Here is a 25,749-nt window from a genome sequence, read left to right as displayed (position 1 = left end):
ACCCGTGGTGCGTCTTGATCGAATCGGCAAGCGCTACGGGCGCGGCCCCTGGGTGCTGCGCGACCTCTCGCTGGACGTCCCGCGCGGCGAGGTGGTGGTGCTGCGGGGCGGCAACGGATCGGGCAAGTCCACCCTCCTGCGCGTCGCCGCGGGCGTCACCGCGCCCACCACCGGCCGCGTCACCCGCGGCGCGTCGGTCGGGTACGCGCCCGAGCGGTTCCCGACCGGGGTCCGGCTGTCCGCCCGCGACTACCTGCGCCGGCTGGCCGCGGTGCGGGGCGTGCCGGCGCGGTGGGACCTGGTCGAGGCGCTGAACTTCGCGGGCGACCCGGACGCGCCGATGGCCACCCTGTCCAAGGGCAACGCGCAGAAGGTCGCGCTGGTCCAGGCGCTCCAGGCGACCGACCTGCTGGTGCTCGACGAGCCGTGGGCCGGGCTGGACGCGGCGACCGGCGCCGTGCTGGGCGAGCTGGTGACCTCGGCCGGGGCGGCCGTGCTGCTCACCGACCACCACGGGCACGAGCTGCCGGGGGCGCGGGAGGTGCACCTGGGCGAGGCGCGCGGTGGGGTCGTGGTGATCGAGCTGGACCGGGTGGGGGAGGCGTTTTCGCTGATCGAGGCGTTGGAGGGGGTCAGCTCGGTGCGGTCGGTCGGTAGCGGGGCGCGGGTCGAGGTGCGGGTCGGGCACAGCGACGGGGTGCTGGTCGAGGCGCTGCGGCTGGGGTGCTCGGTGCGGAGCGTGCGGTCGTGAGGGGGCCGGGAGCGGGGCGTGCGGCGGCGGGGCGTGCGGCGGGCTGTGCGGCGGCGGGCTGTGCGGCGGCGCGGCGTGCGGCGGCGGGGCGTGCGGCGGCGCGGCGTGCGGCGGCGGGCTGTGCGGCGGCGCGGCGTGCGGCGGCGGGGCGGGTGCGGTCGTGAGGGCGCTGGTCGGCTACCTGCTGGCGGACGTGCTGCGCACCCAGCGCTGGCTGCCGCCCCTCCTGCTGTTCGCGGCCGTGCTGGGCATGCTCTACGCCTCCGACGCGGGCCCGCCGCTGTCGGCCTACGCGGGCGCGTGCGTGCTGCTCGTCCCGGTGTCGGCCTGGCTGTCGATCGTGATCACCGGTGCCGAGGACCCCGTCCGCCGGGCGGTCACCGCGACCGCCGCGGGCTCCTGGTGGCGGGTCCACGCGGCCGTCACCGCGCTGTCCGCCGCGGCCGCGCTGGCGCTCGCCCTGGTCGCGGCCCTGGTGCCGGTGGTGACGCAGCCGCGCCCGTACCCGCCGGGCGTGGTGGCCCAGGGGTTCGGCGGGCTCGCGGTGTGCGCGCTGGTCGGCGTCGGCATCGGGGTGCTGTGCGGCCGCCCGGTGGTCGACCGCCCGGGCTGGTCCGCGCTCGCCGCGGCCGGCCTGGTGGTGCTGCCGCTCCTGCTCGGCCGGACCCCGCCGGTCGGCAACGTGCTGTGGTCGCTGTCCCACGGCGACGGCGTGCCGGCCGCCCTGCTGGTGTCCGGGGTGTCCGCCGTGCTGCTCGTGGTCGGCGCGACCTGGCTCGCGACGGCACTCGGCCCCCGCCGCGGGTGAGACCGCGACGGGGGCCGGGGCCGGGGACCTACCTGATGGCGTCGATCAGCTCGTCGACGTCCTTGGCCTCCAGCCCGCGCAGCAGCGTCAGGTACAGCTCGCTGTAGGTGCGGAACGGGCTGACGTACCACTTGCCGTCCACCTCGGTGGCGACCACGCCGATGCCGTCCTTGAGCACCCGCGAGCCGACCCGGGCGATCACGTCCACGGCCGCGGCCGGGATGTCGCGCCCGCCCTGCTGCTCGACCAGCTCGGCGATCTCGTCCGCGCAGAGCCGCTGCGTCTGCCCCTCGGCCTTGGCCGTGTAGCAGTCGCCGTCGCGGGTGATCTCGCCCTGCTCGCCGTCGACCTCCAGCACCAGCTTGCGGATGGTCAGCTGCTTGCCGCCGGTGACGTCCTTCGAGTCGGTCTCCAGGGAGATCAGCTTCGCGTCGGTGGCGGGCACCTCGCCGACCTGGTCCAGGATCACCGGGCCGACGTCCTGGAGCACGCCCATCTCGTCCGGCGGCAGCAGCGCGATGACGCCCCTGATGTCACCGTCGAGGGCCTTCTCCACGATCTGCTTGGCGGCGTCCTCGGCCGAGCCCGCGCCGGCCGGCGCGATGCCCTGCGCGGGCCACTCCAGGTCCTCCTCCTCCAGCGCGACGTTCGCGATGGTGTAGAAGATGCTCGGGTACCACTCGTCGTCGACCTTGATCGTGGCGATGCCGATCGGCTTGCCGTCGCGCTCGGCCTTGACCTCGGCGAAGTCGATCGTCTCGGTCTGCGGCTCGGCCTTGGCGAAGTCGGCGCCCAGCGCGTCGACCAGCTTGTCGGTCAGCGGGATCTTCTTGGCGTCCGAGGTGACCGTCAGCTTGCCCTCGACCACCTTGTTGATGGTCAGGTGGTCGTTGACCCGCACGGCCGCGGCGTCGTCGAACTTGACGCCCTCGACCTTCATCTCCAGGCCGGTCATCTTGTTCGGGTCGGCGTCGGACTTGAAGATGCCCAGCCGCTTGGCCTCGGAGGTGCTGGCCTCCAGGTAGTCCTTGATCAGCGTCGCCTCGGCGGGCGCCAGGCCGTTGGCGATGCCCAGGACGTCACCGCTGGTCAGGCCGTTGAGCAGGTTGTTGGCCGCGGCCGACGGGCTCTCCGCGCCGGCCTGGGTGCCGGAGCTGCGCAGCGCCCACACCGTGGCGACCGTGCCCGCGGCCAGCGCGAGGACGGCGACGACCGCGGTGACCACCAGGCCGGTGCGCTTCTTCTTCGGCGGCTCACCGCCGACGTAGCCGATCGGCGGCTGGCCGTACTGCTGGCCGTACTGCTGCTGGGGGAACCCCTGCTGCGGGTAGCCCTGCTGCGGGAACCCCTGCGGGGGCTGGCCCTGCTGCGGGTAGCCCTGCTGCGGGTGGCCCTGAGGGCCGGTCTGCGGGTAGCCGCCCTGCTGGGGCTGCCCGTAAGGGTTCTGCTGCGGTTGCCACTCGCCGCCGTTACCCGGGTAGGTCACGGTCTTCCTCCTGGACTGCTGAACGCGGTGCGGGTCTTCGCGGTGAGCACGGTGATCGCCCCCGCGATCCCCAGCACGGCACCACCGAGGGTCACCACCGGTCCGACCGCGCTGATCCCGACCGGTGATCCCTCGTCACCCCCTTGGACGGCGGCAAGTGCCGCCACCGTTCCCGCGATCGTGCCAAACAGCAGGGCCAGGCAGGCGGCGATTCGGGGAAATCGGAGCACCCACAGCGCCGTGCAGCACACGGCCAGCGGGGTCAGGCCGACCCAGATGCCGCGCACCACCTCGCCGTCCACCCCGTCCAACCCGGCAAGACCACGGAGCGCGAGCACCTCGTAACTGCTCCGCCGCACCGATCCGGACCGCAGCCAGGGCAGGAACGTCCCCGCCACCGCTGTGATCAGGCCGACAACCGCCACGACCGCACCCACCCACGTCCTGCGCACGCGGACATGCTCGCAGGCGTGTGGGACGGTGGGGGCATGAGTGCTCGGGACGTGATGGCCGTCGCCCGGCGGATCACCGTGCTCACCGGGGCCGGCGTGTCGGCGGCATCGGGCGTGCACCGCTTCGCCCCGCCCGTGGTCGGGCGTGGGGTGGGTGGGCGCGAGGCGGGCGGTCACGAGGCGGATGGGGCGGCCGTGGCGTGGCGGTCCTGGCTGGACGATCCGATGTGGACCGCCGAGCCCAACGCCGCGCACCGGGCGCTGGCCGAGCTGGAGCGCGCCGGCCGGGTGCGGGCGCTGCTGACCCAGAACGTGGACGGGCTGCACCAGCGGGCCGGGTCGTCGGCGGTGGAGCTGCACGGGTCGGCGGCGCGGGTGGTCTGCGTCGACTGCGGTGCGGGCGCCGCGACGAGCTGGGCGCTGGCCGAGGTGCGCGCCGGGGCCGGCGAACCGCGGTGCCCGCTGTGCGGCGGGGCGCTGCGGCCCGCGACGGTGGCGTTCGGCGAGCCGCTGGCGGACGACGTGCTGCGGGTGGCGCGCGCGGCGGCGCTGGACTGCGACGCGGTGCTGGCGGCGGGCACGTCCCTGACCGTGGAGCCGGGCGCGTCGCTGGTGGGGTTGGCGGTGCGGGCCGGCGCGGCCCTGGTGGTCTGCAACCTGACGCCGACGCCGTACGACGACGTGGCCGCGGCGGTGGTGCGCGAGCCGGTGGAGGAGTCGCTGCCGGTGCTGGTCGCCGTGCCCGTGGTGGCGTCCGGACCGATCCGGACCTGGGGTGACCCCAGTACCTGGTGATCACCTGTTCGTGGTGCTGAGTCGGCCTTTCGTGGGCGGTGATCGCCGGCATCCTGGGGTGGTGGGGGAGCAGCAGTCGCCGATCAACCTCAGCGGTGCCTTCGTGGTGCCCGGTCTGCGCGGGGAGCTGGAGGTGGAGTGGAGCGCGGACCGCTTCGAGGTCTCGGAGGGCGCCGACGGGTGGCGGTTCGTGCCCTCGGGGGTGCACGCGGTGGTCCTGCGCGGGCACCGGTACCGCTTGGCCAACCTCCACTTCCACCGGCCGAGCGAGCACTGGGTCGACGGGCGGCCGGAGGCGGCCGAGCTGCACGCGGTGCACGTGCGGGCGGACGACCGGCTGCACGCCTGCGTGGTCGCGGTGTTCCTCGACCTCGGTGGGGAGCGCGGCGGGGGCGACGGCGGAGGGGGTGCGCCGCGGGAGGTCGACCTGCCCGGGTTGCTGCCGGACCACGGCGGGTTCGACCGGTACGAGGGGTCGCTGACCACGGGTGAGTTCACCGAGAACGTGAGCTGGGTGGTGATGAAGGGGGTGGCGGCGGTGGCCGACGAGCGGCTGCGCGCCTTCGTCCGGGCCCACGCCGACCGCGCGCGGCCGGTGCAGCCGCTGAACCGGCGGTTCGTGCTGAGCACCGGGGTGTGATCGGGGCGGTCCCCGTGATCGCCGGGAGGTGGGCCGGGTTCGTGGCGGCTGTCCGGCTCTGCGGGTTCTTGGCGGCTGTCCGGCTCGGCGGGTTCGTGACCGCTGCCCGGCTCGGCGGGTTCGTGGCCGCCGCCCGCCCCGGCGGGTTCGCGACCGCTGCCCGGCCCCGGCGGGTTCGTGGCCGCTGCCCGGCCGAACCGGTCCCGAACCGGTCCCGAACCGATTCCGACGCGGTAGCCGCGCGTCCCGCCACCCAATAGCGTCAACCCGCATGCGCGTACCCCTGACCGTCTCCGACTTCGTCCACCGGGCGGAGCAGGTCTTCGCCGACACCACCGCCACCGTCGACGAGCCGAACCAGCCGGCGCCGCCCGTGCCGACCACCACCCACCGGCGGTTCGCCGAGCGCGTCCGCGCCTGGCAGGCCGGGTTCGACGCGCTCGGCCTGGCCGAGGGCGACCGGGTGGCCGTGGTCAGCCAGAACTCCGCCCGGCTGCTCGAACTGCTCCACGCCGTGCCCGGCACGGGCCGCGTGTGCGTCCCGGTCAACTTCCGGCTCCGCCCGGAGGAGGTGGCCTACATCGTCGAGCACAGCGGCGCGTCCGCGCTGCTCGTCGACCCCGAGCTGGACCTCGGCGGCGTCACCGCGCCGCACCGCTTCACCCTCGGCGAGGAGACCGAGGCGCTGATGCGGTTCGACGCCGAGCCCCGCCCCTGGCGCGAACCCGACGAGGACGCCACCGCCACCATCAACTACACCTCGGGCACCACCGCCCGCCCCAAGGGCGTGCGGATGACCCACCGCAACATCTGGCTCAACGCGGTCACCTTCGCCCTGCACGCCCGCGTCTGGGAGCGCGACGTCTACCTGCACACCCTGCCGATGTTCCACTGCAACGGCTGGGGCATGCCCTTCGGCCTCGCCGGCCTGGGCGTGCCCCAGGTCGTGCTGCGCAAGGTCGACGGCACCGAGATCCTCACCCGCGTCCGCGACCACGGCGTCACCCTCATGTGCGGCGCGCCCGCCGTGTGGAACGCCGTGCTGGACGCCGCGCAGGGCTGGGACGGCGAGGTGCCCGGCCGGGACCGGGTGCGGATCGTGTGCGCGGGCGCGCCGCCGCCCAGCCGCACCATCGCCCGCGTCGAGGAGGAGCTGGGCTGGGAGTTCCTCCAGCTCTACGGCCTGACCGAGACCTCGCCGCTGTTGACCTTCAACCGCACCCGACCGGGTGATGACCGACTTGCGCCGGACGAGCGGGCGCGGAAACTGTCGCGCGCCGGCGCGCCCGCCCTGGGCGTGCGGCTGCGGATCTCCGACACCGGCGAGGTGCTGGCCCGCGGCAACGTCGTCATGGCCGGCTACTGGGACAACCCCGAGGCCACGGCCGAGGCGCTGGACGGCGGGTGGTTCCACACCGGCGACGGCGGCGCGCTGGACGACGAGGGCCACCTCACCATCTCCGACCGCAAGAAGGACGTGATCATCACCGGCGGCGAGAACGTGTCGTCCATCGAGGTGGAGGACGCCCTGTTCGCCCACCCCGCGGTGGCCGAGGCGGCGGTCATCGGCGTGCCGCACGACAAGTGGGGCGAGACGGTCAAGGCGCTGGTCGTCCCGGTGGGCGGCGCGGAGGTCACCGAGGCCGAGCTGATCGCCCACTGCAAGGCGCGGCTGGCCGGGTACAAGGCGCCGACGTCGGTGGAGTTCCGCGACGCCATCCCGCGCACCGCCACCGGCAAGGTGCAGAAGTTCAAGCTGCGCGAACCCTACTGGTCGGGGCTGTCCCGCGAGGTCAACTGACCGCTCAAACCCCTGTTACCCATGTGGCTGAAGTTGGTCCTGGGCCGACTGGAAAGCGCGTTGCGGGAGTGGCACAGTTCCGTCGAACGGTCCTGTTGGGCCGATCGGAGCACAGCCGATCGGCCGAACGGCGGGGAGGCGGGGTGTCGTGGCTCGATGGGTGCTCTCGGCTGTGGTCGCGCTGTCCGCGGTGGTCGGCCTGGCGGGTACGGCGGTCGCCGTGCCGCCCCCGGCCGACCCCGGCGACGCGGCGATCGACGCGGGCAGGCGCGAGGCCGACGCCAAGGCCGCCCGCGTCGGTGAGCTGACCGGCGCGCTGACCGAGGCCGAGGCCCGCCTCCAGGGCCTCGCCGACGACGTCGCGTTCAAGATGGAGCTGGCCAACAAGGCGCGGGTCGACCTGGAGGCGGCCCGCGCCGAGGCCGACCGGGCGCGCGGGCGGGCGCACGCCGCCCAGCTGGAGGCCGAGGCCGCGGGGCGGGCCGTCGACGACGCGCGGCACCGGCTGGACGAGTTCGCCGCCGCCAGCTTCCGGCAGGGCAGCACCATCGGGTCCCTGTCGGCCTACCTCGGCGCGTCCAGCCCGGCGGACCTGATGGCCCGCGCCCAGCTGCTGGAGGCCGTCGGCGACTCCAGCCTCGACGCGCTGGACGACGTCGAGCGCACCAGGGCGGAGAAGGCGAACAAGGACGCCGCCGCCCGCGGCGCCCTCGCCGTCGCCGACGAGAAGCGGGCCGCGGCCGACCGGGCCGGGCGGGAGGCCGACGAGGCGCAGGCCGCGGCCGTGCGGGCGCAGCAGGAGCAGGCCGCCGCGGCGCGGGCGATCCAGGAGGACCGGACCCGCGTCGAGGGCGAGCTGGACCGGGCGCTGGCCGCCGTCGAGGACCTGGAGGGCCAGCGCGCCCGGTACGAGCAGTGGCTCGCGGACAAGCGGCGCGAGGAGGAGGCGGCGCAGCAGGCCGCGCTGCTGGCGGCCCAGCAGGCGGCGGCCCGGCCGCCGGCACCCGCACCGCCCGCGGCCGGGCCGGTGGGCGACCGGGTCGAGGCCGTGATCGCCCGCGCCATGCGGCAGCTCGGCGTCCGCTACTCGTGGGGCGGCGGCAACTACGACGGCCCGACGGTCGGCATCCGCGACTGGGGCGTCGGCGACTCCTACGGCGACTACTACACCGTCGGCTTCGACTGCTCGGGGCTGATGATGTACGCGTTCGCGGGCGTCGGCGTCTACCTGCCCCACTACAGCGGCTACCAGTACAACGCGGGCCGCAAGGTGCCGCTGTCCCAGGCCCGGCGCGGCGACATGCTGTTCTGGGGACCGGGCGGCGGCACGCACGTCGCGCTCTACCTCGGCGACGGGATGATGATCGAGGCGCCGTACTCGGGGTCGCAGGTCCGCGTCGCCCCGGTCCGGTACGGCGGCATCATGCCGTACGCCACGCGGCTGCTCTGAAACCACCGCGGCTCCCGCGGGCCGGTACGGCGACGAGGCCGGCCGGTCACCGGATCGGTCGCCGGACCGGTCGCGGTTCAGCGGTCGCCCACGGGGGCCAGCCGCAGGGCGCGGACCTCCTCGCGCAGCGCCCGGACCTCGTCGAGCAGCATGCGGTCCGGGGGCGACTCCGGCTCCATCGCGCCGCACACCACCGCGATGAACAGGTTGAGCACGGTGAAGGTGCCGACCAGCAGGTAGACCAGGAAGAACACCCACGCCAGCGGCTGGGTGGCCATCAGGTCGCGCATCACGTCCGACCAGCCGTCGCCGGTGGTGACCTGGAACAGCGTCAGCACGGTGGAGCCGAGGTCGGCGAAGCGCGGGTCGCCGCTGTGGCGGAACAGGTTCACCGCCACCACGCCGCCCACGTACAGCAGCAGCACCAGCAGGCCGGTCAGGGACAGCAGGCCCGGGACGGACCTGACCAGCGCGGTGACCACGCGCCGCATGCTGGGCACCGCCGAGACCAGCCGCAGGGCGCGCAGTACGCGCAGGGACCGCAGCACCGACAGCGGCCCGGCCGCCGGGAACACCGAGACGGCCACGACCGCGAGGTCGAACGCGTTCCACGGGTCGCGGAAGAAGCGGGTCCGGTGCGCGTACAGGCGGGCCACCAGCTCCAGCACGAAGAACACCAGGGCGGTCCGGTCGAGCGCGGCCAGCAGGTCGCCGTGCGCGGCGACCAGCGCGGCCGAGGTCTCGCAGCCGAGCACGACCGCGTTGACCACGATGACGCCGATGACGAACCGCTGGAAGCGCCTGCCGTCCACGACGTCGCGGACGCGGTCGCGCAAAGACATCCAGAACCCCCGGGGCACGGTGAGCGGTGGTGTGAGCACCGTGCCCATCGGTCCCGGGTGGGCGGGGCTTGAGCCGATTCACCCGGCCGGGGTGGTCCCGGTGGTGGTGCGCGACCCCGGGCGATGCCGGGGCCGCGCACCGCGCCGGCGGTCGACCGGATGGCGGACCACCGGCGGTCGACCGGGTGGTCGACCGGGTTGCCGGCCGGGTGGTCGGCCGGGTGGTCGACCACCCTTGCCGGGCGGCTGGGTGAGCGGTCGGCCCGACTGGTTGCCGGCCGTCAGCCGGCCGGGTGGTCGACCACCTTGCCGGGCGGCTGGGTGAGCGGTCGACCGGGTTGCCGGCCGTCAGCCGGCCGTGCGGCCGACCGCCCGGCGAACCCTCAGCGGTCCATCAGGGCGAACACGCCCCACCCGAGGTACTCGCGCTGGTAGCGCGCGTGCCGCACGGGCTCGGTGCGCAACTCCGCCCGCAGCTGTTCCGCCAGCTCGTCGTCCGGGTGCTCGTCGAGCCGGCGGCGGGTGTTGAGCCACTGCGCCGCCGCGTAGCGGTCCCAGCTGTCCTGGTCGGCGAGCACCATCTCGACCACGTCGCAGCCCAGCCCGTCGAACTCCGCCAGCAAACCGGGCAGCGAGCGCAGCTCGTCGCGACCACCCATCAGGCACGCCCGCGCGGTGTCGTCGTCCGGCGGGTCCAGCCGCCAGTACGGGTGCCCGACCAGCAGCAACCCGCCGGGGCGCAGGCTGCGCCGCAGCAGGTCCACCGTGCCGGGCACGCCGTCGCCGATCCAGGTCGCGCCCAGGCAGGCCGCGACGTCGACCGGCTCGTCCGCCACGTACCCGGCGGCGTCGCCGTGCACGAACCGGACCCGGTCGGTCACGCCCAGCTCGACCGCCCGGGCCCGGGCGCCGGCGATGAAGGCCGTGCTCAGGTCGACGCCGGTGCCGGTGATCCCGTGGTCGCGGGCCCACGTGCACAGCATCTCGCCCGACCCGCAGGCCAGGTCGAGCGCGCTCGCGCCGGGGTCGAGCCGCAGCGCCGCGCCCAGCGTCGCCAGCTTGGCGTCGTCGAGCGGGTTGTGGATGCGGTGGCTGCTCTCACGAATGGTGAATATGCGCGGTATGTCCACTGCTGTTCGTCCTCGTGTCCAGGGGGTCGGTCGTCGTGTTCGGCCGATCGGCGGCCGGGACCCGGACGGGCATGCAATGCACCTCTTCTGGGACGTCGTGGACTGGCGCGCGCAGGTTATACACACGTCAGAATGAACGTCCACCGGTTTGCGCTGACCACGGGCGGTGCGGTCGACCTTGCCAAGGCACTCGGAATAACCACGCCAAACGGGGCGGAATGCCGTCGGGCACTCGAATTCGGACCGTTGAATTCGGTACTTTCAACGGCAAGGGGAGGAAGTCACGTCCAGGGGGGACCATGGCGACCTGTGCAGGTGGGACAGAGGTTCTGGGAAGACCCGGTGACGCGGTCCGCCGCGTCGAGCGGTGAACGGGGGTTTCCACCAGGCGGTGCTCGAACGGGCCGACGCCGCGGTGCTGGTGGTGGATCCGCACGACCTGAGGGTCCGGTGGGCCACGCCCGCGGCCCGGCGGTTGTTCGGCGGCGGCCACGGGCCGCTGCCCGACCTGGTGGCGCCCGGCGACGCCGCGGCGGTGGGGACGTTCCTGCAGGCCGCGGGCAGGGCGGGCGCGTCGCGGTGCGGCTGCTCGGTGCCGGTGGAGGGCTCGACGAGCAGGCGCGTCGACCTGCTCGCCCGCGACCTGCGCGACGACCCGGAGGTGCGCGGGCTCGTGGTGGTGGCGCTCGACGTCACCGGGTGGGCCGAGACGGCGGACGAGCTGGGCAGCATGCTCAACACCGACGCGCTGACCGGCCTGGCCAACCGCACCGGGTTCGTGCCGCGGCTGGAGCAGGCGGTGCGCGGCGCGCCCGGACCCGTGCTGGTGTTCCTCGACATCGACCAGTTCAAGGAGGTCAACGACCGCCACGGCCACGCCGCGGGTGACGAGGTGCTGCGCCTGGTCGCCGGCAGGCTGGCGAGCGCGGTGGCCGGGCGCGGCACGGCGGCCCGGCTCGGCGGCGACGAGTTCGCGGTGCTGCTCGACCGGCTCGACGAGCGGCAGGCGGTCGCGGCCGCGCACCGCATCCTGGACGTGATCGGCGCGCCGCTGGTGCCGGCGGCGGGCGTGGTCCGGGTGTCGGTGTCGGCGGGCATCACGTTCGTGCGGCCCGGGCACAGCGCGGAGGACCTGCTGCACCAGGCCGACCTGGCGATGTACCGGGCGAAGACGGTCGGCCCGGTCGCGGTCTACCAGGAGGACCTGGAGGACTGGGCGCTGGCGCGCAAGCACCAGGTGGACCGGCTCGCCGAGCGGCTGGAGGAGCTGCACGCGGAGAACCGGGCGCTGGCCGAGGCGGCGACCACCGACCAGCGGACCGGCCTGCCCAACCCGGCCTCGTTCGACGCCGAGCACCACCGCCGCAACCGGTCGGGCGAGCCGTACAGCCTGCTGCTGGTCGACATCGACCGCTTCCACAGCTACAACACCATCTACCGCTACCTGGCCGGGCACGAGACGCTGCGCCAGGTCGGGCAGGCCATCAGCCGCACCGCGCGGACCGGCGACCGCACCTACCGCTACGGCGGCGAGGAGTTCACCGTGCTGCTGCCGGGCACGCGGCTGGACGGCGCGCTGGCGCTGGCCGAGCGGGTCCGGCGGGCGGTGGAGCGGCTGGGGCTGGAGCACCGCGGCAACCCGGGCGGGGTGGTGACGGTGTCGATCGGCGCCGTGGAGGTGGTGCCGGGCGCCTCGGTCACCGACGCGGTGGAGGAGGCCAGCGTCGCCGTGCTGGAGGCCAAGGACGCCGGCCGGAACCGGGTGGTGGGGCGCCGGGCGGTGGGCCGGGGGGAGCTGGAGGTCGTGCAATAACCACCCAGAGTAGAGAAATAATGCGAACAGGTCTCAACTATGGCGACCGAGCTGCCCTGATCTGGTGATTTCGGTCACGGGTAGTTAGGAACTGCTGGTGCAACACGACACCATGCACCACTTCTCCGGGGACCTGTCGACCCTCGTCATGGGCTACGTCGTCGCCGTGGTGGGCTCGCTGATCGGACTCGCCTGCATGGCGCGGGCCGGCGGCGAGCCCCACCGCGCGGCCAAGGTCCGCTGGACCGCGTCCGGCGCGTTCGCCATCGGGGGCGTCGGCACCTGGCTGGTGCACTTCATCGCCATGCTCGGCTTCGACGTGCCGGGTGCGAACGTCCGGTACTCCGCGCCGCTGACCGCCCTGTCCGCCGTGGTCGCGATCGTCGTGGTCGGCCTCGGCCTGTCGCTGGTCGCGCTGTTCCGGTTCACCCGGCCGCGGCTGCTGCTCGCGGGCGTGCTGACCGGGCTCGGCGTGGCGGGCATGCACTACCTGGGCATGTCGGCGGTCCGGTTCCGCGGCACCATCTCCCACGACCCGGCGCTGGTCGCGGCGTCGTGCCTGGTCGCGATCGTGGCCGCGACGGCCGCGCTGTGGTTCACCCTGGCGGTCCGCACGCCCTCGGGCAGCCTCGCGGCCGGGCTGATCATGGGCGTGGCGGTGACCGGGATGCACTACACGGGCATGGCCGCGGTCGGGGTGGCGCTCGACGCGGAGGTGCCCGCGCCGACCGGCACGGCGGTGTTCGACCTGGTCTTCCCGGTGTTCGTGACCAGCGCCGTGGTGGTGGCGGTGCTGCTGTGGGTGCTGCTGGCCACCGGGGACGACGCGGTGGGCGAGCCCGCCTAGCCTGGGGGCGTGGAGCACGGTGCGGCGCGGGCCGCTTGGAGCGCGGTGGTGCTCGCGGGCGGGCGGGGCAGCAGGCTCGGCGGGGTGGACAAGGCGCTGCTCGTGGTGGACGGGCGGACCCTGCTGGAGCGCGTGCTCGACGCGGTCGGCGGGGCGGCGGAGGCCGTGGTCGTGGGGCCGCGGCGGGACGTGCCGGGCGTGGGTCCGGTGGGCGTGGGTTCGGCGGGCGTGGGTTCGGCGGGCGTGGGTCCGGTGGGCGTGGGTTCGGTGGGCGGGGGCCTGCCCCGCGTGCGGTGGGCGCGCGAGGACCCGCCCGGCGGCGGACCGGTCGCCGGGCTCGCCGCGGGCCTGCGGCACGTGCGCACCGACCTCGTGGTCGTGCTGGCGGTGGACCAGCCCGGCCTCACCCGCTCCACAGTGGACCGGCTGGTGGCCGCGGTGGCCGAGGCCGGCGCGGTGCTCGTGGACGAGGGCGACCGCCCGCAGTGGCTGACCGGCGCGTGGCGCGCTGACCGGCTGCGCGCCGCCCTGCCCGCGGACCCGCGCGACGCGTCGGTGCGCTCGGTGCTCGACCCGCTGCGCCCCGTCCTCGTGCCCGCGGAACCGGGTGAGGCGCGGGACGTCGACACACCAGCAGACCTCTGATGACCCCTTCACATGGTCCATACCGGCCCGGGGGGAGACTTGCACCCAGCCGCACAACCCTGTCGAGGAGGACCTTTGTCCGAGCCCGCCGCCGAGGCGCCCACCACGCCGGCTCGTGACGCCCAGTTGCTCGAACGCACCGTGTTCGAGGTCAAGCGGGTGATCGTCGGTCAGGACCGGCTGGTCGAGCGGATGCTCGTCGGCCTGCTGGCGAAGGGCCACCTGCTGCTGGAAGGCGTGCCCGGCGTGGCCAAGACCCTGGCCGTGGAGACGTTCGCCAACGTCGTCGGCGGGTCGTTCTCGCGCGTGCAGTTCACCCCCGACCTGGTGCCCGCCGACATCCTCGGCACCCGCATCTACCGCCAGGCCAGCGAAAGCTTCGACGTGGAGCTGGGCCCGGTGGTGGCGAACTTCGTGCTCGCCGACGAGATCAACCGCGCGCCCGCCAAGGTGCAGTCGGCGATGCTGGAGGTGATGGCCGAGCGGCACGTGTCCATCGGCGGCCGGACCTTCCCGATGCCCACCCCGTTCCTGGTGCTGGCCACCCAGAACCCGATCGAGAACGAGGGCGTCTACCCGCTGCCCGAGGCCCAGCGCGACCGGTTCCTGTTCAAGATCCAGGTCGAGTACCCGACGGCCGAGGAGGAGCGGGAGATCGTCTACCGGATGGGCGTCGAGCCCCCGGTGCCCAGCCAGGTGCTCAGCCCCGAGGAGCTGGTCCGCCTCCAGGGCGTGGCGTCCCGGGTGTTCGTGCACCACGCGCTGGTCGACTACGTGGTGCGGCTGGTCATCGCGACCCGCGCGCCCAAGGAGCACCAGCTCACCGACGTGGCCGGGTGGGTCGCCTACGGCGCCTCGCCGCGCGCCAGCCTCGGCATCATCGCCGCCGCCCGCGCCCTGGCGCTGGTGCGCGGGCGCGACTACGTGCTGCCCCAGGACATCGTGGACGTGGTGCCCGACGTGCTGCGCCACCGCCTCGTGCTGTCCTACGACGCGCTGGCCGACGGCGTGCCGCTGGACCACATCATCACGCGCGTGCTCCAGACCGTGCCGCTGCCGCAGGTGTCCGCGCGGCCGGCCGCGCCGCAGCCCGCGGGCAGGCCGTGACCGAGCCTGCCGCGACCCCCGACACCCGTCCCGCCTGGGCGCCGCCCGCCCTGCACGGCGGTCGCCTGGAGGCGGCGCTGCGCACGCTCGAACTGGAGGTCCGCCGCCGGCTCGACGGCCTGCTCCAGGGCAACCACCTCGGCCTGGTGCCCGGCCCGGGGTCCGAGCCCGGCGAGGCGCGGCCCTACCAGCCGGGTGACGACGTGCGGCGGATGGACTGGGCGGTCACCGCCCGCACCACCGTGCCGCACATCCGCGAGACGGTCGCCGACCGCGAGCTGGAGACGTGGCTGGCGATCGACCTGTCGCCGAGCCTGGACTTCGGCACGGCCGCGTGCGAGAAGCGCGACCTGGTGGTCGCCGCGACCGCCGCCGTGGCCCACCTGACCCGCGGCGGCGGCAACCGGATCGGCGCCCTGGTGTCGACCGGCGACCAGCTCGTCCGCATCCCGGCCCGCGGCGGCCTGGCGCACTCCCGCGGCCTGATCCGCCGGGTCGCCGAGACGCCCCGCGCGCCCGAGGGCACCCGCGGCTCGCTGGCCGAGGTGGTCGAGCAGCTGCGCCGCCCGCCGCGCCGCCGCGGCCTGGTCGTGGTGATCTCCGACTTCCTCGGCGGCACCGAGTGGCAGCGCCCGCTGCGGGCGCTGTCCGCGCGGCACGACCTGGTCGCGATCGAGGTGGTCGACCCGCGCGACCTCGACCTGCCCGAGATCGGCGCGGTCGTGCTGGCCGACCCGGAGACGGGCCGCCGGCGCGAGGTGGTCACCTCGCCGCTGCTGCGCCGCGAGTTCGCCGCCGCGGCGGCCGAGCACCGCGCCGAGGTCGCCGCCGGGCTGCGCCGGGCGGGCGCCGGGCACCTGGTGCTGCGCACCGACTCGGACTGGATCGCCGACACCGTGCGCTTCGTCGTGGCCCGCAAGCGCCGCTGGTCGGGAGGGGTGGCCTGATGAGCCTGTCGGGGTTCACCGCGCCGTGGTGGTTCCTGCTGCTGGCCGCGGTGGCGGCGCTGACCGCCCTCTACGTGGTCGTGCAGCGGGTGATGCGCAAGCGCACGCTGCGGTTCGCCAACCTGCCGATGCTGGAGAAGGTCGCGCCCAAGCGGCAGGGCTGGTGGCGGCACGTGCCCGCGGCGCTGCTGCTGGTGGCGTTCACCCTGCTGACCGTGGCGCTGGCCGGGCCGACCGCCGAGCAGAAGGTGCCGCGCAACCGGGCCACCGTGATGCTCGTCGTCGACACGTCGCTGTCGATGAAGGCCACCGACGTCAAGCCGTCCCGGCTGGAGGCGGCGCAGGTGGCGGCCAAGTCGTTCGCCGACGGCCTCACCCCGGGCATCAACCTGGGCCTGATCTCCTTCGCCGGGTCGGCCACCGTGCTGGTCGCGCCGACCACCGACCGCGGCGCGGTCACCCAGAGCATCGACGGGCTCAAGCTCGCCCAGTCCACCGCGACCGGTGACGCGATCGTGGCGGCGCTGGCGGCCATCGACTCGTTCGGCAAGGTCGTCGGTGGCGCGGACGGCCCGCCGCCCGCGCGGGTGGTGCTGATGACCGACGGCAAGGAGACCGTCGGCGCGCGCCGGGCCTTCGACGCGGCCGAGGACGCGAAGAAGGCCGGCATCCCGATCTCCACCATCTCGTTCGGCACCGAGGACGGCGTGGTCGAGATCGAGGGTCGCTCCCAGGAGGTCCCGGTCGACGACGACTCGATGCGGGAGATCGCCAAGCTCTCCGGCGGCGAGTTCTTCAAGGCGGCCAGCGCCGAGGAGCTGCGGCGCGTGTACGACACGCTCGGCGAGCAGATCGGCTACGAGAAGAAGCAGACCGACGCCTCGCGGCCGTGGGTCGCGCTCGGCACGGTGCTGGGGCTGCTGGCCGTGGCCGGGGCGCTGGTCCTCGGGCAGCGCCTCCCCTGATCGACCGGGCTGCCCGGTGGCGGATCACCGGGCAACCCGGTCCCGTCACCCGTGCAAGTCCCGGTAGGTGGCCGCGGCGCCGGGGTGCAGCGGGAGGCCGGCGGTGCCGATGAGGCTGCGCACGTCCAGGAACTGGGTGCCCAGCGCCTGCCCCGGCACCAGGGCGGCGGCCTGGGAGACCAGCGTGCGGGTGATCGCCGCGGCCACCCCGTCGGGCAGCGACGCCCGGCACACCAGCAGGTTCGCCACGCCGATCGTGGGCACCTCGCGGTCCGCGCCGTAGACGCCGGCCGGCACCGACACCTGCTCGTACACCGAGCCGTGCGCGGCGCGCAGCCCCTGCACCAGCCCGGCCAGCGGCAGCAGGCGGACGCCGGGCAGGTCGTCCAGCGCGGGCGTGGGCACGCCGCCCGACCACAGCAGGCCGTCGATCCGGCCCTCGGCCAGCGCCCGCGTCGCGTCGGCCAGCCGGTGGTGCTCCACCCGCACCGAGCCGCGCAGGTCGAGCAGGTCCAGCACCCGTTCCCCGGACAGGGCCGCGCCCGAGCCCGCCGCGCCCAGCGACACGGTCCGGCCGGCCAGGTCGGCGACCTGCCGCGCGGGGTCGTCGGCGCGCACCACGAGCTGGAGGTAGTTCTCGTAGACCCGGCCCAGGGCGCGCAGCTCCAGCGCCGGGTCGGCGGCGCGCGCGGCGTCGGCCAGGGTCAGCGCGACCATCGCGCCGCCGGTGCGCAGGAGCTCCAGGTTCGCCCGGCTGCCCTCGGTCTCCAGCGGGCGGCCGCGCAGGCCCTCCAGGCGGCCGGCCAGGAGGGTGGCGAAGTCGTAGTAGAGGCCGATGCGCTCGCCCGCCGCGATGGTGACCTCCCCGGACGGCTCGCCGCTCGTGCACGCGGTTGCCGCGAGGGGGGACGACAGGGCGGCCGGCAGGGTCAGCAGGAACGACCGGCGGGGGAGGAGGGCGGGGCGGGTGGCGGGTGTGGTCGGGAGGGGAGCCGTCGGGCGGGTGGCGCGTGTGGTCGGCAGGGGAGCCGTCGGGCGGGCGGCGGGCGTGGCGACTCCGGTGCCCCCGGGGCCGCGTCCGGCGCGGGTCCCGGTGAGGCCGGGCGGCGCGATCCGGGGCGTCACAGCAGCGGCTCCAGCGGCAGCTCCACCCGGGCCGTCAGCCCGTCCACCGAGGTCAGCACGAGCGTCCCGGCCCGCGCCCGCACCAACCGGTCCGCGATCGCCAACCCGAGCCCGCTGCCCCTCCGGTCCGACGTCCCCCGCCAGAACCGCGTCGTGGCCAGCGCCAACTGCTCCGGCGTCAACCCCGGCCCGTCGTCGCGCACCTCGACCCACCCGATCCCGGCGACCCGGTCCGCGCCCAGCCCCACCTCCACCGCACCCCCGTACTTGACCGCGTTGTCCAGCAGCACGTCCAGCACCTGCGCCAGCTCCGACTCCGGGCACCGCACCAGCACCGGGGTCACCGGCACCCCCGGCACCGGCACCTCCCAGAACCCCGTCCGGTCCACCACGACCGCGCCCAAGTCGGCCAACCCCGGCTCCCGCCCGCCGGCCGCCACCTCGGTGGCCGTGCTCTCCGCCGCCGCGAGCGCGAGCAGGCCGTCCAGCAGGGACTCCAGCCGCTCGACCTCGTCCACGCCCGCCCGGTAGGCGCGCCTGCCCCCGGGCCGCACCTGGTCGCGCAGCGTGTCCATGCGCAGCCGCAGCGCCGCCATCGGGTTGCGCAGCTGGTGGGAGGTGTCCGCGATCAGCCGCCGCTGCTGGTCGGCGGCCTCGGTGACCGCGTCGGACATCCGGTTGAACGACTCGGACAGCTCGCGCACCTCCGGCGGGCCGCTGCTGCCGGGCACGTGCGCCCGCCGCTCGCCGGCGGCCACCGCGCGGACCCCGACCGCCAGCTCCGCCAGCGGCTTGAGCAGCCACCGGGTCACGGCCACCACCAGCAGCACCGAGGCGAGGCCGGCGGCCAGCGCGCCGCCCAGCACCCACAGCCACCGCGCGGCCACGTCCGCCGCCGCCCGGTCCACCGACGCCCGCAGCACCACCGCGCCCGCCACCCGCGTGCCCGTGCCGACCGGGCGGGCGAACACCACGTGCCCGGACGACCACGGCCGCACCACCGGCACCTCCTGGGCGGGCTGGTTGCGCAGCGCGGCGTCCAGGACCCGCGCCAGCGCCGGGTCGTCGGCGGTCAGGCCCGCCTGCGCGACCGCCTCCCGCCGGGCGTCGACCACCACGACCGGCTCGCCGTACAGCTCGACGTACGCGGCGACCTCGTCGGCCAGGGCGGTGCGGTCGCCGGTGGTGTCGGCCTGCTGGGCGAGCGCGGCGAACCGGTCCAGGTCGGCGGTGCGGCCGATCGCGAACCGCTGCGTGCGCTCGGCGGCCGTGGCCGACAGCAGCGGGATCGCGAACGCCGCCACGGCGGCGGCGGAGAACAGCAGCAGCACGAGCAGCAGGCGGCGGCGCACCCCTCAGCCCTCGCGCTCGTCGGCGGCGAGCCGGTAGCCGAAGCCCCGGATGGTGGTGAGCGAGCCGGGCCTGCCGAGCTTGGCCCGCAACCCGGCCACGTGCACGTCCAGCGACCGGGACACCGCCAGGTAGGCGTCGCCCCACACCTCGTCCATGAGCTGCTGGCGGCTCACCGCCGTGCCCGCCCGCCGGGCCAGCGCCGCCAGCACGTCGAACTCCCGGTTGGTCAGCGCCACCTCGGCACCGCCCACGACGACCCGCCTGCCCTCCAGGTCGATCTCCACGTCGCCCACGCGCACGGTGCGCTCGCGCGGGCCGGTCAGGGCCGCGCTGCGGCGGACCACCGCCTCGATGCGGGCCAGCAGCTCGCCCAGCCGCACCGGTTTGACCAGGTAGTCGTCCGCGCCCAGGCGCAGCCCGCGCACGATCGACCGCTCGTCGCCCCGCGCGGTGAGCACCAGCACCGGCACCGACGACACCCGGCGGATCTTGCGCAGCACGTCCAGGCCGTCGGCGTCGGGCAGGCCGAGGTCGAGCAGCAGCACGTCGAAGTCGCGGTGGGCGAGCAGCGCGTCCGCGCCCCGCGTCACCCGACCGGGGCGGTGGTCGTTGTCCTCCAACGCCTCCACCAGGGCATCGGCGACACCGTCGTCGTCCTCGACCAGCAGCACGCGCACCCCGGCCACCCCCTTTGGTTGGGGCGATTATCGCGTTCAGGGTGTACACAATGCCTGTGAGCATCGACGAGCACGTCCCCACGACCCTCCTGGACGAGGCGAGCGAGGCGCTGGAGGAGCTGGCGACCGTCCTGGCCGACGACCAGCCGTTGGAGGACGTGCTCCAGCAGTTGGCCGAGTCGGCCGCCAGGGTCATCCCGGACGCCGAGAACGTCGGCGTCACCGTGCTGACCCCCGAGGGTCCCATCACGGCCGCCGCCACCGACCGGAAGGTCGTCGAGGTCGACGCCGACCAGTACGCCGCCGGCGACGGCCCGTGCCTGGAGGCGGCGCGGCAGCGCAGGCCGGTCCGCGTCTCGGTCGACGTCGGCCGGGTGCGGTGGCCCGAGTTCGCGGCCGCCGCCGAGCGCGCGGGCGTGCGGGCCTACCTGTCGGCGCCGCTGGTCCTCAAGGAGGAGGACGTGCTCGGGGCGCTCAACATCTACAGCTCCGAGGAGCACGCGTTCGACCCGTTCGACGAGGCGCTGCTCAAGCTGTTCGTCACCGCCGCGTGCACCGCCATCACCGGGTTCCGCCGGTACGAGCGGTCGCGCGCGCTGGTCGAGCACCTCCAGCGGGCGCTGGTGTCGCGCGCGGAGATCGACCAGGCCAAGGGCGTGCTCATGGGCGCCTACGGCATCACCGCCGACGAGGCGTTCACCCGGCTGGTCGGCGAGTCGCAGCAGCACAACACCAAGTTGCGCGAGGTGGCCCGGAACCTGCTGGGATCGGTGCGAAGACCCTGATTTGTCATCCGCCTGACAAATGTGTCCTCGCTTTCCTCAAATTGCGCAACAACTGCTGCTCGGCCGGTTCCGGGAACGATTTCCCCGGATAAGGTGTCGGGGTATTCCCCGTTTTCCGGTCCGAGGAGGAGCATGCGCACCAACCGTGTGGCCCTGGTGGGCCTCGCCGCCGCGGCGCTGGCGGCGGTCCCCGCGTGCACGGCCGAGCCGGAGCCGGCGATGAGGTCGTTCGACACGCCGCAGGCGCTGGCCGAGGCGACCCGGGTGGCCGCCGAGGCCAAGCGCTCGGTCGTGGTCGACCTGGACCTCTCGGCCGCCGGTCGGGGCACCTGCGAGCTGCGGACCACCGACTTCGCCGCCTCGTGCCGGCTCGCGCCGGGCGACGCCGAGGAGGTCGCCTACGTCATGGTGCCGGACGCGCTGTTCGTCCGCATCCCGCAGGGGCAGGCGCCGCAGCCGGACAAGCCGTGGCTGCGGCTCGACCCGAACGACGCGAACGACCCCCTGGGGCAGGCCATGGCGGAGGTCGCCGTGCGGCTGCGCGACACCGCCGACCTGCGCAAGGCGCTGCCCGAGGGCGCGCGGATCACCGGCAGGGCCGAGGAGGAGCTGTCCGGGCGGCGGACCGTCCGGTACACGGCGGAGGTGAGCGCCGACGGGCAGCCCTCGGTGCTCAGGCTGTGGGTGGACGAGCAGGACCTGCCGGTGCGCAGCGAGGTGCGGACGCCCGCGGAGGGCGGTGACGTGGTGCGGGTGGCCGACTACCGGGACTGGGGCGCGCCGGTCGAGATCACGCCGCCCGCGCCGGAGCAGGTCGGCGAGCTGCCGGGGCTGCCGGGTTAGCCGCGCGCGAGGAGAGGGCCGGTCCGCTCGGCGCGGGCCGGCCCTCGTCGTGCGGCCGTTGTGTCAGGCGCGGCGGCGGCGCAGGTGGAACAGGGTGGCGGCGCCCGTGAGCAGCAGGAGCCCGCCCAGCACCAGCGCGCCGCGGATCGAGGCGCCGGTGCTCGCCAGCCTGCTGCCGCCGCTCGTGCCGACCGGGACCACGGCCGCGGGTGAGGTCGTGGTGGTCGTGGTGGTCCGGACGGTTGACGTGGTCGTGGTGGACGAGGTGGCGCCCGACGTCGTGGTGCCGGAGGTCGTCGTGGTCGACGAACCCGTGGTGGTGCTCGTGCTCTCCGAGGTCGTGGTGGAGCCGGTCGTCGTGGTGGAGCTGGTCGTCGAGCCGCCGCCCGGTCGGACGGTGACCCGGTGCAGCACGGTGTCCTGCCCCGGCTTGAGGGTGCACGGCAGCGGGAAGGTGCCCAGGCCGGTGTCGGAGCCGTCGGCGGTCTTCGGGGTCAGGGTGGCCTCGAACCCGCCCACGGTGATGGTGGTGTCGCCCGCGTTGGGCAGGGTCACCGACGGCGCCTGGCCGGTCGCCACGGTGTCGAACGCGCCCGACGGCGGCACGGGCGTCCTGGGCACGACCAGGTCCGCCGCGACGTCCAGCGGCGTGCCCGCGTTGTCCACGACGGTGACCGCCCGCGCGGTGCCCTCCACGGTCGCGGCGCCGACCAGCACGAGGCCCTGCGTGGCCAGCTCCGGCACGGTCGCGGTGGCGGTGACCCGGACCGGCGGCAGCGGCTGCCCGGCGACCGCCTCGCCGGGGCCGGGCAGGTCCTCGGCCACGATCCGCACGCTCATGTCCTGGTCCCCGATGAGCGGGAACGGGCAGCTGTAGACCAGCGTCAGCGTGGCCGTGGCGGCGTGGCCGACGCCCGCGGCGCCCAGCAGGGCCGAGCAGCCGACCACGACCGCGCCGAGTCCGAGGGCGGCCACCCGGTGTCGTAATGCCATGATCTCTCCCTGAATGTGCCGGGACGTGGGCTACCGGTCGGTAAGCTATCTTTGCGCGATAGTTGCGGCAACTATTCGCACCGGACCAACAAAAACCGACCGGACAACTTGTCACCGGGATGACAAATAAATCCCTCCTTGTGTCCGGACCGATCCGGAAGTAGTTTCGAAGAATGGATGGAGCGGTCCGGTGAAGCTCGCGGTGCTCCTGGTCGCGCTGGCCGCGCTGCTGGGTGCCACCCCGACGCCGACGCCGAGCCCGGCGCGACCGCAGGCGCCGGTGCGACCGGTGCCCGCGGCCGGGGCGGCGGCCGTCCAGCCGGTCACCATCGTGATCGTCTACCGGGTCGACGCGGTCACCCGGATCGCCAGGCTCGGGTCCGAGCTGGCGATCGGCCCCGGCCGGCTGGTGGCCGAGATCGACCTGGTCAACGGCACCATCACCGGCGACCTGACGCTCCCCGTGGCGGACGGCTACTTCGTCGTGTTCGGGTTCGTGCCCACCACCGCGAAGACCCACATGACCCCCATCGGCAAGGTCACCGGCACCATCGCCGCGGGTGACATCCGGGCCCACAGCGAGATCGACCTGCGGCTCGACGACGTGGCGGTGAACGCGCAGCCGCTGGGCGTCGGACCCGCCTGCCGCGCCGCCCAGCCCCTGTCGCTCGACGTGAGCGGGCCGTTCGACCTGATGGCGACCGTGCTGAAGGGCACCTACGACATCCCCGCGTTCGGCGGGTGCCAGGACCGCGAGCGGCTGGACCCGCTGATGACCGGCCTGGTCTCCGGACCCGGCAACACCATCGAGCTCACGCTGACCGCGCTCCCGGAGGGCTCGTGAGCAACCGCAGCGCCCGCAGCGCGATGCCCATGTCGAACAGCGCGTCCGGGTCGTGCAGCCTGGCGCCGAACAGCTCCTCCAGCTGCCGCAGGCGGTAGCGCACCGTCTGCGGGTGCACGGCCAGGCTCGACGCGACCTCCGGCGCGCTGCCCCGCGTCTCCACCCAGGCCGACATCGTCTCCAGCATCCGCTGCTGCTGCTTGGGCGTGAGCCCCTCCAGCGGCGCCAGCGCCCGCTTGACCAGCTCGCGCACCAGCTCCTCGTCGCCGAGCAGCAGCAGCGTGGACAGGTGCTCGGCGGTGTCGACGATGGGCCGGTCGGGGATCACCCCGGACTGGATCAGCGTGATCGTCCGGCGCGCCCAGCGCAGCGACTGCCGCGCCGCGGCCAGCGGCACCAGCGGCCCGACCGCCGCGCGCCACCCGCCGAGCTTGTGCTCCAGCGCCACGAGCTGCCGCTCCGGGTCGGTGAGCAGCAGGCACGGTTCGCTGCCCTCCAGGTCCATCAGGATGTCCTCGTGCAGCGAGGGGATCGGCAGCTGGTGCTGGTCGGTGCGCCGCTCCAGGGCCACCACCAGCACCCGGTCCGGCAACGGCCAGCGCGCCGCCTCCGCGAGGTCCGCCAGCGCGTTGGGGTGGTAGCCAGGCTCGCCGAGGATCAGCTCCAGCAACCGCTTGCGCCGCCGCTGGAGCGCGCCCGCCTGCCGGGCCTGCGCCTCGGCGTAGCCCTCCATCGAGCGCAGCGACAGCTCGTCGATGTAGGCGAAGATCGCCTCGGCGATCAGGCACATGGTGGCCAGCGGCACCCGCTCGGTCTGGCCGAACTCGGAGATCCGCCTCCAGGCCACCCGCGCGCCGATCCGGTAGGCGGTCTGGAGCAGGTCCAGGCTGCGGCCCGCGCTCACCTCCAGCTTGCCCAGCAGCCGGAAGAGCTTGGCGCGGTCCTCCCTTTCCGCGGTCGGGTCGACCATCCGGTCGATGAACTGGTGGATCGCCTGCTCCACCCCCTCGACCACCACCTGGCCGAACATTCCCTCCAGCTTTTGCGAGTACTCCGCGATCTGGCGCTGGATCTCCCGGACCATGTCGACCGCGACGTCACCCGCGCGCGCCCGGAACTTCGGCGCCAGCTCCGCCGGCAAACGCTCCCACAGCTCCACGTCACCGATCCGCGCTAACTCGGCGGTCGGCAGTTCCCCGGTCCTGTTCATGCAGCTCGCCCCCACAGACGGCTCGGTTGCGCTCCGAACGACATTGGTAGCCGCAGGGATCGCCGGGGCGCCAGGGCGCGGTGGACTTTTTGTATCCCGGTGAGTGTTCCGGAACAGATTTTTGTCACGTCCTTGACAAAGGGGTCGCGTTGCTTGTGCGTTAGTGTGGCCGTGCGTAACGTACCGACCGGTAACGTGTATCCGGCAAATTAACGACTGGCTTCCCGGAGAATACAAGTGGTACTTCGGCGTCGCGTGCTGGGGCTGGTGTTCGCGGTCCTGCTGGTCGCGTTGTGCGGCCTGTCGGTCGCCGCGTACCGGGAGGTGTTCACCGGGCGGGTGACCGTGCTGCTGCGCACCGACCACGTCGGCAACCAGCTCCAGGCGGAGTCCGACGTGAAGCTGCTCGGCGTGCGCGTGGGCGAGGTGCGCGCGGTCCGCTCGCGCGGCGACGGCGCCGAGGTGGAGCTGGGCATCGAGCCCGCGCAGGTGGACCGCATCCCGGCGAACGTGTCCGCGCGGCTGCTGCCCAAGACGCTGTTCGGCGAGCGGTTCGTCAGCCTGGAGCCGCCCGCGGACCCCGCCGGCCCGCTCGGCGACGGCGACGTGATCGAGCAGGACCGCACGTCCACCGCCGTCGAGCTGGAGCGGGTGCTGGCCGACCTGATGCCCACGCTCCAGGCGGTGCGGCCGGACAAGCTCGCGGCCACGCTCACCTCGGTCGCGCAGGCGCTCGACGGGCGCGGCGAGGACCTGGGGCGCACCATCACCGCGCTCGACGCCTACCTGCGCGAGCTGAACCCGAAGCTGCCGGTGCTCACCGAGGACATCACCAGGTTCGCCGACGTGGCCGAGGTCTACGCGGACGCGGGCCCCGACCTGGTCCGGGCGCTGCGGGACGCCACCGAGGTCAGCCGCACGGTCGCCGCGCAGCGCGCCGACCTCGACGCCGTCTACGCGGGCCTGACCACCGCCTCGGCCGACCTCACCGGGTTCCTCAGCCGGCACGGCGGGGTGGCCGTCGACCTGGCCCACCGGGCCCGGCCGACCCTGGAGCTGCTCGCCACCTACTCGCCGGAGTTCCCCTGCGTGCTGCGCGCGGTCAACGAGCTGCGCCTGCGGGTGGACCAGATGCTGGGCAAGGGCACCGACGAGCCCGGGGTGCACGCGAACGTCACCGTCGTGCCGCCGGCCGAGCGGTACCTGCCCGGTCGCGACGAGCCGGTCGTCCGGCCCGGCGGCACGCCGCACTGCCCGGCCGGGCCGGTGACGGCGGTCGCGGCGGACCAGGTGCCCGACTGGGCCGGGCTGCTGATGGCGGCCGGATGAGCGGGCGTGGGGTGGTTGGGCGTGGGCTGGTTGGGCGCCGGGTGGTTGGGCGCCGGGTGGTCGGGCACTTGGTGGGCCGGCTCGGGGTGGTCGGGCGCTGGACAGGCGGGT

The 25,749-nt window shown here is 74.6% G+C and carries 25 protein-coding genes; 16 read left to right on the top strand and 9 right to left on the bottom strand.

Going from position 1 to position 25,749, the window contains the following annotated elements; genetic code table 11:
* Positions 1-7: 7 nt before the first annotated feature.
* Both EKG83_RS34730 and EKG83_RS34725 read left to right on the top strand, forming a co-directional pair.
* Complete coding sequence (locus tag EKG83_RS34730) at positions 8-751, top strand: ABC transporter ATP-binding protein (protein ID WP_228122328.1); 744 nt, start codon at positions 8-10, stop codon at positions 749-751.
* Positions 752-911: 160 nt separating this feature from the next.
* Positions 912-1,559, top strand: a complete 648-nt coding sequence (locus tag EKG83_RS34725; protein WP_033431853.1) for a hypothetical protein — start codon at positions 912-914, stop codon at positions 1,557-1,559.
* A 28-nt stretch (positions 1,560-1,587) separates the two neighbouring features.
* Here EKG83_RS34725 and EKG83_RS47230 read toward each other — a convergent pair whose 3' ends face one another.
* Positions 1,588-3,045: a hypothetical protein gene (locus EKG83_RS47230; protein WP_051766102.1), complete on the bottom strand. Its 1,458-nt coding sequence runs from the start codon at positions 3,043-3,045 to the stop codon at positions 1,588-1,590.
* Positions 3,042-3,497 (bottom strand): hypothetical protein, encoded by a 456-nt coding sequence (locus EKG83_RS34715; protein WP_033431852.1) that lies wholly within the window; start codon positions 3,495-3,497, stop codon positions 3,042-3,044. Before EKG83_RS34715 ends, EKG83_RS47230 begins: the two co-directional genes overlap by 4 nt.
* A 36-nt stretch (positions 3,498-3,533) precedes the next feature.
* Here EKG83_RS34715 and EKG83_RS34710 point away from each other — a divergent pair, with 36 nt between their 5' ends.
* The 4 genes from EKG83_RS34710 to EKG83_RS34695 all read left to right on the top strand — a co-directional run bounded on the left by EKG83_RS34710 (position 3,534) and on the right by EKG83_RS34695 (position 8,183).
* Entirely contained in the window at positions 3,534-4,292 is a 759-nt protein-coding gene (locus EKG83_RS34710; RefSeq protein ID WP_084716558.1) for an SIR2 family NAD-dependent protein deacylase, read from the top strand.
* A 61-nt stretch (positions 4,293-4,353) separates the two neighbouring features.
* Entirely contained in the window at positions 4,354-4,932 is a 579-nt protein-coding gene (locus EKG83_RS34705; protein WP_170191862.1) for a carbonic anhydrase family protein, read from the top strand.
* A 271-nt stretch (positions 4,933-5,203) separates the two neighbouring features.
* On the top strand, positions 5,204-6,733 hold the full coding sequence (locus EKG83_RS34700) for an AMP-binding protein (protein WP_033431848.1): 1,530 nt from the start codon (positions 5,204-5,206) through the stop codon (positions 6,731-6,733).
* Positions 6,734-6,881: 148 nt separating this feature from the next.
* Positions 6,882-8,183, top strand: a complete 1,302-nt coding sequence (locus tag EKG83_RS34695) for an NlpC/P60 family protein (RefSeq protein WP_033431847.1) — start codon at positions 6,882-6,884, stop codon at positions 8,181-8,183.
* Positions 8,184-8,260: 77 nt separating this feature from the next.
* On the opposite strand, the gene EKG83_RS34690 is transcribed toward EKG83_RS34695, so the two are convergent.
* Together EKG83_RS34690 and EKG83_RS34685 are read right to left on the bottom strand one after the other, a co-directional pair.
* Positions 8,261-9,073, bottom strand: a complete 813-nt coding sequence (locus EKG83_RS34690) for an ion transporter (RefSeq protein ID WP_322746613.1) — start codon at positions 9,071-9,073, stop codon at positions 8,261-8,263.
* 335 nt (positions 9,074-9,408) lie between these two features.
* A complete protein-coding gene (locus EKG83_RS34685; protein WP_033431846.1) occupies positions 9,409-10,155 on the bottom strand; it encodes an SAM-dependent methyltransferase in 747 nt (248 codons plus the stop codon).
* A gap of 367 nt (positions 10,156-10,522) precedes the next feature.
* Here EKG83_RS34685 and EKG83_RS34680 point away from each other — a divergent pair, with 367 nt between their 5' ends.
* The 6 genes from EKG83_RS34680 to EKG83_RS34655 all read left to right on the top strand — a co-directional run bounded on the left by EKG83_RS34680 (position 10,523) and on the right by EKG83_RS34655 (position 16,479).
* Positions 10,523-11,968, top strand: coding sequence for a sensor domain-containing diguanylate cyclase (locus tag EKG83_RS34680; RefSeq protein WP_033431845.1), 1,446 nt, complete (start codon positions 10,523-10,525; stop codon positions 11,966-11,968).
* A gap of 97 nt (positions 11,969-12,065) precedes the next feature.
* Positions 12,066-12,815 carry an MHYT domain-containing protein gene (locus tag EKG83_RS34675; protein ID WP_228122327.1) on the top strand — a complete coding sequence of 250 codons (750 nt, stop codon included), beginning with the start codon at positions 12,066-12,068 and terminating at the stop codon, positions 12,813-12,815.
* 9 nt (positions 12,816-12,824) lie between these two features.
* Positions 12,825-13,460: a molybdenum cofactor guanylyltransferase gene (mobA, locus tag EKG83_RS34670; protein ID WP_033431843.1), complete on the top strand. Its 636-nt coding sequence runs from the start codon at positions 12,825-12,827 to the stop codon at positions 13,458-13,460.
* 75 nt (positions 13,461-13,535) lie between these two features.
* Positions 13,536-14,567 carry an AAA family ATPase gene (locus tag EKG83_RS34665; protein ID WP_033431842.1) on the top strand — a complete coding sequence of 344 codons (1,032 nt, stop codon included), beginning with the start codon at positions 13,536-13,538 and terminating at the stop codon, positions 14,565-14,567.
* The gene (locus EKG83_RS34660; RefSeq protein WP_033431841.1) at positions 14,564-15,514 is read left to right on the top strand and encodes a DUF58 domain-containing protein; all 951 of its coding nucleotides are present in this window, start codon (positions 14,564-14,566) and stop codon (positions 15,512-15,514) included. Before EKG83_RS34665 ends, EKG83_RS34660 begins: the two co-directional genes overlap by 4 nt.
* Positions 15,514-16,479, top strand: coding sequence for a VWA domain-containing protein (locus EKG83_RS34655; RefSeq protein ID WP_033431840.1), 966 nt, complete (start codon positions 15,514-15,516; stop codon positions 16,477-16,479). Before EKG83_RS34660 ends, EKG83_RS34655 begins: the two co-directional genes overlap by 1 nt.
* Before the next feature lie 45 nt (positions 16,480-16,524).
* On the opposite strand, the gene EKG83_RS34650 is transcribed toward EKG83_RS34655, so the two are convergent.
* The 3 genes from EKG83_RS34650 to EKG83_RS34640 form a co-directional block, all read right to left on the bottom strand.
* On the bottom strand, positions 16,525-17,412 hold the full coding sequence (locus EKG83_RS34650) for a TAXI family TRAP transporter solute-binding subunit (RefSeq protein WP_407690801.1): 888 nt from the start codon (positions 17,410-17,412) through the stop codon (positions 16,525-16,527).
* 188 nt (positions 17,413-17,600) lie between these two features.
* A complete protein-coding gene (locus EKG83_RS34645) occupies positions 17,601-18,956 on the bottom strand; it encodes a sensor histidine kinase (protein WP_033431839.1) in 1,356 nt (451 codons plus the stop codon).
* A 3-nt stretch (positions 18,957-18,959) separates the two neighbouring features.
* Positions 18,960-19,634, bottom strand: coding sequence for a response regulator transcription factor (locus EKG83_RS34640; RefSeq protein WP_033431936.1), 675 nt, complete (start codon positions 19,632-19,634; stop codon positions 18,960-18,962).
* 50 nt (positions 19,635-19,684) lie between these two features.
* On the opposite strand from EKG83_RS34640, the gene EKG83_RS34635 reads away from it, so the two are divergent.
* Both EKG83_RS34635 and EKG83_RS34630 read left to right on the top strand, forming a co-directional pair.
* Complete coding sequence (locus tag EKG83_RS34635) at positions 19,685-20,419, top strand: ANTAR domain-containing response regulator (protein WP_051766099.1); 735 nt, start codon at positions 19,685-19,687, stop codon at positions 20,417-20,419.
* A gap of 132 nt (positions 20,420-20,551) precedes the next feature.
* On the top strand, positions 20,552-21,262 hold the full coding sequence (locus tag EKG83_RS34630) for a hypothetical protein (protein WP_033431838.1): 711 nt from the start codon (positions 20,552-20,554) through the stop codon (positions 21,260-21,262).
* 63 nt (positions 21,263-21,325) lie between these two features.
* Here the strand turns inward: EKG83_RS34630 and EKG83_RS34625 are convergent, their stop codons facing one another.
* The gene (locus EKG83_RS34625; RefSeq protein ID WP_153278650.1) at positions 21,326-22,255 is read right to left on the bottom strand and encodes a DUF6801 domain-containing protein; all 930 of its coding nucleotides are present in this window, start codon (positions 22,253-22,255) and stop codon (positions 21,326-21,328) included.
* Positions 22,256-22,445: 190 nt separating this feature from the next.
* On the opposite strand from EKG83_RS34625, the gene EKG83_RS34620 reads away from it, so the two are divergent.
* Complete coding sequence (locus tag EKG83_RS34620) at positions 22,446-23,099, top strand: hypothetical protein (RefSeq protein WP_033431837.1); 654 nt, start codon at positions 22,446-22,448, stop codon at positions 23,097-23,099.
* Here the strand turns inward: EKG83_RS34620 and EKG83_RS34615 are convergent.
* A complete protein-coding gene (locus EKG83_RS34615) occupies positions 23,068-24,309 on the bottom strand; it encodes a PucR family transcriptional regulator (RefSeq protein WP_051766095.1) in 1,242 nt (413 codons plus the stop codon). The genes EKG83_RS34620 and EKG83_RS34615 overlap by 32 nt on opposite strands.
* A 237-nt stretch (positions 24,310-24,546) precedes the next feature.
* On the opposite strand from EKG83_RS34615, the gene EKG83_RS34610 reads away from it, so the two are divergent.
* A complete protein-coding gene (locus EKG83_RS34610; RefSeq protein ID WP_194282960.1) occupies positions 24,547-25,638 on the top strand; it encodes an MCE family protein in 1,092 nt (363 codons plus the stop codon).
* Positions 25,639-25,749 lie beyond the last annotated feature (111 nt).

It is taken from the genome of Saccharothrix syringae, from assembly GCF_009498035.1.
GTDB lineage: Bacteria > Actinomycetota > Actinomycetes > Mycobacteriales > Pseudonocardiaceae > Actinosynnema > Actinosynnema syringae.
This window is presented reverse-complemented; position numbering and strand designations above follow the sequence as displayed.

Bases quoted from the DNA above. Each gene is read 5' to 3' on its own strand.
- EKG83_RS34710 (WP_084716558.1), top strand. From the start codon at position 3,534: ATGAGTGCTCGGGACGTGATGGCCGTCGCCCGGCGGATCACCGTGCTC.
- EKG83_RS34700 (WP_033431848.1), top strand. From the start codon at position 5,204: ATGCGCGTACCCCTGACCGTCTCCGACTTCGTCCACCGGGCGGAGCAG.
- EKG83_RS34690 (WP_322746613.1), bottom strand. From the start codon at position 9,073: ATGGGCACGGTGCTCACACCACCGCTCACCGTGCCCCGGGGGTTCTGG.
- EKG83_RS34655 (WP_033431840.1), top strand. From the start codon at position 15,514: ATGAGCCTGTCGGGGTTCACCGCGCCGTGGTGGTTCCTGCTGCTGGCC.
- EKG83_RS34635 (WP_051766099.1), top strand. From the start codon at position 19,685: ATGCCTGTGAGCATCGACGAGCACGTCCCCACGACCCTCCTGGACGAG.
- EKG83_RS34630 (WP_033431838.1), top strand. From the start codon at position 20,552: ATGCGCACCAACCGTGTGGCCCTGGTGGGCCTCGCCGCCGCGGCGCTG.
- EKG83_RS34625 (WP_153278650.1), bottom strand. From the start codon at position 22,255: ATGGCATTACGACACCGGGTGGCCGCCCTCGGACTCGGCGCGGTCGTG.
- EKG83_RS34615 (WP_051766095.1), bottom strand. From the start codon at position 24,309: ATGAACAGGACCGGGGAACTGCCGACCGCCGAGTTAGCGCGGATCGGT.